This window comes from Laspinema sp. D2d (genome assembly GCF_025370755.1).
Lineage (GTDB): Bacteria > Cyanobacteriota > Cyanobacteriia > Cyanobacteriales > Laspinemataceae > Laspinema.
Window position 1 is genome coordinate 71872 of record NZ_JAMXFC010000034.1, and the last position, 7868, is coordinate 79739.

7 protein-coding genes are annotated in these 7868 nt (G+C 49.7%); all 7 read left to right on the forward strand.

Features of this window, described 5'->3' with window-relative positions; translation table 11 throughout:
• The first annotated feature begins 283 nt into the window (after positions 1-283).
• Complete coding sequence (gene argJ, locus NG796_RS20195) at positions 284-1525, forward strand: bifunctional ornithine acetyltransferase/N-acetylglutamate synthase (protein ID WP_261208776.1); 1242 nt, start codon at positions 284-286, stop codon at positions 1523-1525.
• 254 nt (positions 1526-1779) lie between these two features.
• Positions 1780-1962 (forward strand): hypothetical protein, encoded by a 183-nt coding sequence (locus NG796_RS20200; protein ID WP_261201211.1) that lies wholly within the window; start codon positions 1780-1782, stop codon positions 1960-1962.
• Between the two features lie 345 nt (positions 1963-2307).
• A complete protein-coding gene (locus tag NG796_RS20205; RefSeq protein ID WP_261208777.1) occupies positions 2308-2967 on the forward strand; it encodes a hypothetical protein in 660 nt (219 codons plus the stop codon).
• 424 nt (positions 2968-3391) lie between these two features.
• Positions 3392-3808, forward strand: coding sequence for a hypothetical protein (locus NG796_RS20210; RefSeq protein WP_261208778.1), 417 nt, complete (start codon positions 3392-3394; stop codon positions 3806-3808).
• Between the two features lie 627 nt (positions 3809-4435).
• Positions 4436-5524, forward strand: a complete 1089-nt coding sequence (locus NG796_RS20215) for an SGNH/GDSL hydrolase family protein (protein ID WP_261208779.1) — start codon at positions 4436-4438, stop codon at positions 5522-5524.
• 505 nt (positions 5525-6029) lie between these two features.
• Complete coding sequence (gene cynS / locus NG796_RS20220) at positions 6030-6473, forward strand: cyanase (RefSeq protein WP_261208780.1); 444 nt, start codon at positions 6030-6032, stop codon at positions 6471-6473.
• Positions 6467-6934, forward strand: a complete 468-nt coding sequence (locus tag NG796_RS20225; protein ID WP_261208781.1) for a nuclear transport factor 2 family protein — start codon at positions 6467-6469, stop codon at positions 6932-6934. Before cynS ends, NG796_RS20225 begins: the two co-directional genes overlap by 7 nt.
• The last annotated feature ends 934 nt before the right edge of the window (positions 6935-7868 follow it).

Below are 7868 nucleotides of genomic sequence, written 5' to 3' on the forward strand. Positions count from 1 at the left end.
CTTGACGTGCGTAAGCACGTCAAGAGGACCCCACCCTAACCCTCCCCTTGCCAAGGGGAGGGGACCGGAAGTACCGTTAATAGGTAGGCAAATCACTATGAATGCAAAAAACTGACCCTTATAAGCATCCTCCCCATCCCCCCCATCCTCCCCATCTCCCCCATCCTCCCCATCCCCCCCATCCCCCCACTCCCCATCCCAATGTTGTCAAACCCGGACCCTTCAAAGAGCCGCATCTTGGTATAATCCCCTGTCAAATAGGCCACTTTTCAAGGAAACAACTATGGCAGACTGGCAAGAAATAACCGGAGGGGTGACGGCTCCAAAAGGATATCGTGCGGCAGGGATTGCCGCTGGGTTAAAACCGTCAGGAGCACCGGATTTGGCATTGATTTGGTCCGATGTAGAGGCGATCGCCGCTGGAGTGTTCACAACCTCCGTTGTTCGTGCCGCCTGTGTAGACTACTGTCGCCAACGCCTTGAGGAAAAAGCCAGTGCCCGCGCTATCTTATGTAACGCCGGACAAGCCAACGCCGCCACTGGAGAGCAGGGGTTGGCGGATACCCTCGAAAGTGCCGACTTGTTAGCGCGAGAACTCTCAATTTCCCCTAATTCCGTCCTGATTGCTTCCACTGGGGTAATCGGTCAACGGATTCGGATGGATGCCTTGCGGAGTGGGATTCCCACCCTTGTAGCCGCTTCCTCCACCGAAGGCAATGATGCAGCCGCCAAAGCGATTTGCACCACGGATTTAGTCCCCAAAACCATCGCCTTAGAAACCACCTTTGAGGGACGTCCCGTGCGCATCGGGGGGATTTGCAAGGGTTCGGGGATGATTCATCCGAACATGGCAACCATGCTTGCCTTTGTCACCTGCGATGCAACCGTTTCTTCCCATCTGTGGCACGATATGCTCAAACGGGCAGCCGATCGCAGTTTTAATCAAATTACGGTGGATGGAGATACCAGCACGAACGATACTCTGATTGCCTTAGCCAATGGACAATCTCGCACCCCGGCGATTACAGAAATGGGTCCGGAGGCGGAAAAATTAGAGGCGGGATTAACGGCGGTTTGTCAACATCTGGCGAAGGCGATCGCCCGAGATGGAGAAGGAGCCACCTGCCTGATCGAAGTCCAAGTCACCGGCGCACCGGATGACGCCGCAGCGCGTCGGGTTGCCAAAACCATTGTCGGATCGAGCTTAGTTAAATCTGCCGTCTTTGGACGGGACCCGAACTGGGGGCGAATTGCTGCCGCTGCCGGACGTGCCGGGGTATCCTTTGACCAAGATAACCTCCGAATCCAACTCGGTGAGTTTTTGTTGATGGAAAATGGTCAACCTTTAGCGTTCGATCGCCCTGCCGCCAGTGCCTATTTAAAACAATCGGCTGCCGGTGCCTATTTGAAAGAGGATACGGTCCTCATGCAGGTTCAAATTGGCAACGGGTCCGGAACTGGAACTGCCTGGGGATGTGACCTTAGTTATGATTATGTGAAGATCAACGCGGAGTACACTACTTAAGAGACAAGCGCTTGATCCAGTGGCGGAATCCACGGATGTTGCAGGAGGGGTAACTACCCCTCCTAGGGTATAAACCTCATTAAGTTTAAGTTAAAATTAAATAGGGGTGATGGATCTTTCCCGGGAACGGGAGAGCAATTTAGACATTCGCCTTCCTGGAAAACCTGATGATTCAACATTAGGAAGAAATTGCCTACAACGGAATTGCCCCTACTTTTACTGAACAATAAACGTGACGTTCTGAACGGAACTCGATGAACAAGAACAAAGGCGGACGCCCAGCTACCGGACAAGGAGAGCGTTTCTACTTCCCTATCCCCAAAGTAAAAGCGGCCCATATCCTCAAGGTGATTCCGGATGAGAAGATGCCCTTGGTAGAGGAACTTTTACAAGCCCTGGCGGACCAAGCCAACCTCAAAAAATCCGAATCTTCTTGACTTTAGGTTTTTTTGCCAATAAAATTAAGGTAGAAGCAAGCAATAAAAAAGCGCGATGCCCACGACCAAGTAGTACCGCGCTTTTTAAACCAAATGACCCGAATCACTCTCGATTAGCAACTAACTAATCGAAGGTTAAAACGGAAAAACAATAATCAGTGAATCAACGTACCCGGACTACTACAAGTCCCGTATCAGTATCAAGACCAGTACCAGAACCCGTAATAGGGACCCTTACCATTACAAGAAGTAGCAAGAGTCATCAAGGCAATCAATCAATTCAATTGAATTCAATTGAATAAAGGATTGAATCACTAAGGGATTGAATCACTAAGAGATTATACCATGAACAAGACCTATCCGCAACCCCCCGCCCTCGAAAATTATAGTCGGCTGGAACTGACCCTGAGTAAACCCACTTCAAAACGGTTACCGCAGCGGGGAAAACAATCTTTGGACAAAGCGATCGTCTCTTGTCCGATCCAGATAGAACGCTTGGGCATCGTTAAGCGGACGAATACGCCCTATATTGTCTATCGGACACCCTACGGGAGAGGCTGCACCTTCATTGCCCGGAAGTATTTGATTCAGTCGCTGTTAAGCTTGTTGGGGATTCGCGATCGCCTGGGGGAATCTATTACCGGGATTAGCATCAGTGAGTATCGCCTAACAGTCCAGCAGGGGGAAACCCTCTACACCCTTCCCGATCGCGAGGTATTCGATTATTTGGAACGGCAAAATCAAGCGGCGATCGAAGAATTACAAGTTAAGTTACTGGGGAATCAAATCCTTGTTTGGAATCCCCTGAATGGAAATATCAACGAGATCAAACCCGATGGATGTTCTTGTTATCAAACTTCTGACCCTCAGTCCTTTTGCAAACATCAAGTTGCTGCCCATTTGTCTCTACGAAATCAAGGGTGGGGTTCTTTAGGACTTTATTTTAAGCCTGATGAGGAAGTCGCTGCATTTCCAGCATCGCGATCGCCCTCTCCCCTCACTTAGACTACTGCATATCATCCGATTCAACTTCAATAACGCCCCCAAAAAGGTACTGCCTTATCCATCCGCTTAAGGATCTGGGCAAGTTGCGCATTGTGATGGGGCGCATTGCCACCGATTGGGTAGATAGTCCGGGGAGTCCTGGGGCAATTTTTCATAGAAATTTCTTAAACAAGAGCCGGAATATCAATAAATTTTTCTTATTCAGATAAAAATTTATTAATTATCTATCTTTTGGATGAGTGAATCCCGATAGCCCTTCGTTTATACCTATAACCAGTCTTGAAAAAAATCCTGATTTAAAGTTTTCCCAATAACCCAATTCACGAGCAATATCTCATTTGAAATTTAGCGTGTATAGACCATTATGAATTTGCTGAAACCCTCAAAGATAACTCGAAAATTCAGCCTAATTCTAGGCGGATTCTTGACCACTTCTCTCCTAGTTGCTATGCCGGTGATGGCGCAAATTACGGAGGCCAAAGTTGCTTCTCTGGTGGAGGCATTGCGACTGGCTGCACCAGATACAGGAATGGAAGATGACGGACTCTATAGCGATTGGCAAATTAAACCGGATAATATTCCCCGGTGGTCGAGACTCTGTATTGATCAGGAACTGACTCCGGCGGAATTTGAAGCCAATGAAGCGCAAGCTAGAGAAGTTTTAGCTTGTGTGATGAGCGATATCCTCAAGGAGGAGTATGAAGCCAGTGGCAATGATGAATCTTTAGCGGTCCGTCGGGCGGCGGCTTGGTGGATGGCTGGAGACCCTGAGCAATATAACAGTGAAAGTATTTCTGACTATACTCAAGAGGTTTTGCAATACTATCAGCAACAGGAATAAAATCCTAGGGTTATCCCCATTACTCAATAGACTTCTGGCAAAATTCTTTAAAGCCCCCCTTCTTAAGGGGGGTTGGGAGGATCAATCCTTTTTTTGCAAGAGGTCTAATGCCAAACCCAACGGGTAAAGCCTAAAAATGAATAGTTTTGATGAGGCCGGTTATCTTCAGATACCGCCTTTTTTATAGCTTTCATGCAAGGGGTTATAAATTCCTGGTTTTGTCACTTAATTTTTATTGGATTGACTCCATAGGAGAGGAGATGATAACGGTCAAAATTCTGGTAAGAGATTTCCATAAAAAAGTTCTGCATTAGAAGTAATGCCGAATTATTCAAGCCCCCCTTAAGAACGCCAATCGGTTGGGGGGATCTCTGATAGAAGATTTTATTTGTTGGAATACCCTAAGAGATTAAGATTTGGACCCGTACAGAGGACTCAATGCGATCGCTTCTTGCATGGGCAATCCCTCGGTAATCCCTCAGTGTGGATTCGCAGGTTGGGACAAGGAACGGCCTTCACACCACAGCAAATCACCGCATCCAAAGTCTCAAAATGGGTGTACGGTTGTCCTGACTGGATCGATTCCGCTTGGGAAATTTAAAGGTGTCTGTGAAGGAGTGACGTGGGATGAGCGATCCATTATTGCTGGCGATCGGTTTGTTAACTCAGATGAAGACCTCAATTTCTGAGGTAATGCCGAACCAGCCTAAGCCCCCAGAACAAACTGTACCGAGAATCAACACCCAGGAATGGGAATTCATTGCCAGGGCCGATATACTTCCCACGGTAGAAATGAGTGGGCCGGAATTTAGTTCAGTGGGCAGGGTATTACCCTTGGGGTTGGGTGATCAACTGTTTGAGAGTTATCCGGCTGAATTTGTGGGACAGTCTGAGGGGGCGATCGCCTCGTCAAACGCAGCCCTTCCCAAAGCTGAAACTGCATCGGAACGGGTTGCTTATGTCCAAACTCCATCCTTTCGACCCCAGTCGGGACCGCAACTGTATCAACAACGATTAGCGGCATTGCAGGCGGGACAGACTTATACCCGAATTCCCTGTGAGAGTTATGGATCCTTGTGGGCGAATGCCTGGGAACAGCCGACTTATGAGCAATGGAAAGCCTTGCTAGAACAAGAAGCGCAAGCGGTGGCGAAAGGACAGGGTTCTAATCGGTTAGCGGTGTTGTTGGGGGACTCGATTAGTATGTGGTTTCCCCAGGACCGACTTCCGGAGGGTCGGATCTGGTTGAATCAGGGGATTTCTGGGGATACCTCCCGAGGCATCCTGAGTCGATTGTCGGCTTTGCAGGGAACGCGACCGGATACGATTTATATTTTGGCGGGGATTAATGATTTACGCCAGGGGATGGGGGTGGATGAAATTTTGGAGAATCATCGACAGATTTTGCGTCGCCTCCGTCAGGACCATCCCGGTGCTCAGGTGGTTTTACAATCGATTTTGCCGACGCGGTTAGCCCAGATTCCCAATCGGCAAATTGAGTGGATTAATCAACAATTGGCGGCGATCGCCCAGGAAGAAGGGGCGAGTTATCTGGATTTGTATGAGCAGTTTAGCGATCGCGCCGGAAACTTGCAGTTGGAATTAACGACCGATGGATTACATCTGAATGCGCGCGGGTATGAACTCTGGCAAGGGACCCTTACCCATGCAGAATCCTGGCTGGCGTTACATTCGAGGTCTGCAAAGCATCCATAACAGTTTCTAGGGATAGGTATCAATCACCCTGGGGGATGTGGGGTCCAGCTTTCCGGTGCGATCGCCCTCTCCAAAAGGTTATTAACCGGGTTTGGGCCTCCGATGGGTTGTTAGCGGGCCCAGAATACTTGAAAAAACCGGGGTTCTAACCGGGTCAGAAGTAGCGTCTTTGTACAGTCAAGCCTCCGTGAAAACGGGGGCTTTTTTAAGGGCGGCGATCGGTCCCCCCTGAAAAGTTGGGTTGAGGGGGCAAAAGGGCTTCAAGGCGATCGCAAATTTTGTTAAACTACACCACAATTACCAAATTTGCCTCCTTGGGGAGGATCCGAAGAACAGCTTTCCCATTCATCGAAGCGCGAAGGGATACGAAGTAGATAGGCAAAAATATTTTTCTATCTGTTTTGCCTATAACCCTTACTTAGTCAACCGCGAAGGATGTAGGTGGGTAGTGCTCACCCTAACCGCATCACAACTTTGTCTTAGACGTACTCAAGAGGATCTAACCATGACCGTTCCCCCAATCACGGAAAAGCTGCTGGCCGCCAAAAAAGCCGCTGGCCTGAGCTTTGCCGACCTCGAAGCCAAAGTCGGCTGCGACGAAGTCTGGATCGCCTCCGTCTTCTATCGTCAGGCCAGCGCCTCGGTGGAAGAAGCCACCAAAATCATTGAAGCCCTTGGAGCCGACGCTTCCCTGATTGAGGTTCTGACCGAGTGCCCGGTCAAAGGTGGCCTAGACCCCGTAATCCCCACCGACCCGCTGATTTACCGCTTCTACGAGATCATGCAGGTCTACGGTATGCCCATCAAAGCCGTGGTGCACGAGAAATTTGGCGACGGCATCATGAGCGCCATCGACTTCACCCTCGACATTGAGAAAGAAGAAGATCCGAAAGGCGATCGCGTCAAGGTGATCATGAACGGCAAATTCCTGCCCTACAAAAAGTGGTAGCCCCCATCGTCCCCCCCTTTACCCTAGAGACTGCGATCGCAAAGGCCCGCATGGCCGAAGACGCCTGGAACAGCCGCGACCCCGACCGCGTGGCCCTGGCCTACACTGAAGACAGCCACTGGCGCAACCGGGCCGAAATCTTTCAGGGCCGGGACGCTATTCGCGCCTTTCTGCGCCGGAAGTGGGATAAAGAACTCGACTACCGCTTAGTTAAAGAGGTGTGGGCCTACGGCGACAACCGCATCGCTGTGCGCTTTCAGTACGAGTGGCACGACGACGCAGGCCAGTGGTACCGGGCCTACGGCAACGAAAACTGGGAGTTTGACGACCAGGGCCTGATGCGCCGCCGCGAAGCCAGCATCAACGATCGCCCCATTGCCACTGAAGACCGCCGCTTCTTCTGGCCCACCTCGGGCCCCCGCCCGCAGGATCACCCTGGGCTAATTGACTCGCCGGTTTAGGCGGGGTAAACGCCGTTTGCCCCTAGGGGGTGGGTCGGACAGCATCCATGACAGTTTCTAGGGATAGCTATCAATCCAACTGGGGGGATTTGGGTCCAGTCTTGCGATGCGATCGGCTTCCCAAACAGGACTTACTCCCTCTATAAAATCGAAATAACATTTCTAAATAATGTAGAGGCGAGAAAGCGAATCGCCTTTACATTATTTAGGGTATTTAGGGTTTAGTGTTAAAGATTGCGTCAGTTCTGCCGGTTTCTAAGCCTTACGGTATCAGTATTTTAGATGGGTACAGGCTCCCTTAAAACCGGGGCTTTTTTTCGAGGCGGCCATTGGTCCCCCTCAAAAGTTGGGTTGATAGGGGCAAAAGGGCTTCAAGGCGATCGCAAATTTTGCTAAACTACACGACAATTACCAAATTTGCCGCCTTGGGAAGGATCCGAATAACAGCGGATCAATGCCCTGGTATCTGCTTAGGTAACTACACTCTCCCTACAGAATAGGGCAGCGGATCAGAAACTCAGTTTTTCACTGATAGTTTTGACTTCCATTCCTCATCCATTTTCTGGCATTGTACCCACAGCGGAGAACAGGTTAAACCCAACTTCCTCAACTCAGGGTATCAATGCCCTCTCGTGATCAACCGGGACAGGATCAACGTTCACCCACTCCAAACGAGGTTAAAAAACCAGACTGGAGTCGGTTATCAATAGTCCCATAGAGGCGGCAAATCTGGCTTACTCGGGTTCTCCTTCCCTCGACAAAGGGAACGAGACATAATACTTTCGCTGTATGCTATAAATCGATTTCCGGTACTTAACATTAGCTCGGATTAAGATCAGCAGGATATCAGAGGACCTATGGCAACAAAATTCCCAAAATTTAGCCAAGACCTCGCGGCAGACCCGACAACACGTCGGATTTGGTACGGGATTGC